Raw genomic sequence first — 2173 nt, forward strand, 5'->3', positions numbered from 1 at the left:
AAGCGGTAGAGGAGCGTCGTGTACGCCTGCGAAGGTGGATTGAGAAGTCTGCTGGAGGTATCACGAGTGCGAATGCTGACATGAGTAACGATAATGCGGGTGAAAACCCCGCACGCCGGAAGACCCAGGGTTTCTGTTCGACGTCAATCGGAGCAGAGTGAGTCGGCCCCTAAGGCGAGGCCGAAAGGCGTAGTCGATGGGAAACGGGTTAATATTCCCGTACCGGATGTGATTGCGACGGGGGGACGAAGAAGGCTAGGTGAGCCAGGCGTTGGTTGTCCTGGTGAAAGTGTGTAGGCCGAGGGTTCAGGGAAATCCGGATCCTCAAGGCCGAGACACGAGACGAACAGCCCACGGGCTGGAAGTCATCGATGCCACGCTTCCAGGAAAAGCCTCTAAGCATCAGATCACATGCGACCGTACCCCAAACCGACACAGGTGGTCAGGGTGAGAATCCCAAGGCGCTTGAGAGAACTCGGGTGAAGGAACTAGGCAAAATGGCACCGTAACTTCGGGAGAAGGTGCGCCGGTGGCGGTGACGGCCCTCGCGGCCCGAGCTGCCACCGGTCGAAGATACCAGGTGGCTGCAACTGTTTATTAAAAACACAGCACTCTGCTAACGCGTAAGCGGACGTATAGGGTGTGACGCCTGCCCGGTGCCGGAAGGTTAAGTGATGGCGTTAGCTCACGCGAAGCGCTTGATCGAAGCCCCGGTAAACGGCGGCCGTAACTATAACGGTCCTAAGGTAGCGAAATTCCTTGTCGGGTAAGTTCCGACCTGCACGAATGGCGTAATGATGGCCACGCTGTCTCCACCCGAGACTCAGTGAAATTGAAATCGCCGTGAAGATGCGGTGTCCCCGCGGCTAGACGGAAAGACCCCGTGAACCTTTACTATAGCTTCACACTGGACGCTGATGTTGCTTGTGTAGGATAGCTGGGAGGCTTGGAACCCGGGACGCCAGTCCCGGGGGAGCCAACCTTGAAATACCAGCCTGGCATCATTGGCGTTCTAACTTGGGCCCGTTATCCGGGTCGAGGACCGTGTGTGGTGGGTAGTTTGACTGGGGCGGTCTCCTCCCAAAGCGTAACGGAGGAGCACGAAGGTACCCTCAGCACGGTTGGAAATCGTGCAATGAGTGCAAGAGCATAAGGGTGCTTGACTGCGAGACAGACACGTCGAGCAGGTACGAAAGTAGGTTCTAGTGATCCGGTGGTTCTGTATGGAAGGGCCATCGCTCAACGGATAAAAGGTACTCCGGGGATAACAGGCTGATACCGCCCAAGAGTTCACATCGACGGCGGTGTTTGGCACCTCGATGTCGGCTCATCACATCCTGGGGCTGAAGTCGGTCCCAAGGGTATGGCTGTTCGCCATTTAAAGTGGTACGCGAGCTGGGTTTAGAACGTCGTGAGACAGTTCGGTCCCTATCTGCCGTGGGCGTTGGAGATTTGAGAAGGGCTGCTCCTAGTACGAGAGGACCGGAGTGGACGCACCTCTGGTGTTCCGGTTGTCACGCCAGTGGCATTGCCGGGTAGCTATGTGCGGACGGGATAACCGCTGAAAGCATCTAAGCGGGAAGCCCCCTTCAAGATGAGATCTCCCCGAGGCCTCGAGCCTCCTGAAGGGCCCAGCGAGACCAGCTGGTTGATAGGCACGGTGTGGAAGCGCTGCAAGGCGTTGAGCTAACGTGTACTAATGGCCCGTGAGGCTTGACCATATAACACCCAAGGGGTCTGGTGACGAGCCGATCCCGGATACGCGAGACGTAGCGTGTCAGCTTATTCCCGATTGCGTCGAGGCCCGGTGGGCCTCGACACCAGTTCCGCCTGACGACCATAGCGAGCGGGTCCCACCTGACCCCATGCCGAACTCAGCAGTGAAACCGCTCAGCGCCGATGGTAGTGTGGGGCCTCCCCATGCGAGAGTAGGTCATCGTCAGGCACTTATCCCGAAAATCCCGAGTACGAAAGTGCTCGGGATTTTTTTATGGGCATGGGGAGTCCCGCTGTTTACCTGGTGGGGCCGCTTCGCGGGCCGGCCCCTCGCCGGCTCGGGGCGTTCGACCGCCCTCGTGGCGGTGCCACGAAGGGCCGGGCGGTCTCACCCCCATGCGAGAGTAGCGGAACGCCGCCCGGGACATCGTCAGGCATTTCTTCCGAACCCCGGCCA

General features: G+C 58.7%; 2 rRNA genes (1 of these 2 running past the window's edge). Both read left to right on the forward strand.

The annotated features are described in order from the left end of the window. Positions 1-1721, forward strand: a 23S ribosomal RNA gene (locus C8E00_RS16555); it begins 1266 nt to the left of the window's first position. A gap of 108 nt (positions 1722-1829) precedes the next feature. Beyond that, positions 1830-1945 (forward strand): 5S ribosomal RNA (gene rrf, locus C8E00_RS16560). Positions 1946-2173 lie beyond the last annotated feature (228 nt).

Origin of the sequence: Chromohalobacter marismortui, from assembly GCF_004364315.1 — a bacterium.
GTDB classification, from domain to species: Bacteria; Pseudomonadota; Gammaproteobacteria; order Pseudomonadales; family Halomonadaceae; genus Chromohalobacter; species Chromohalobacter marismortui.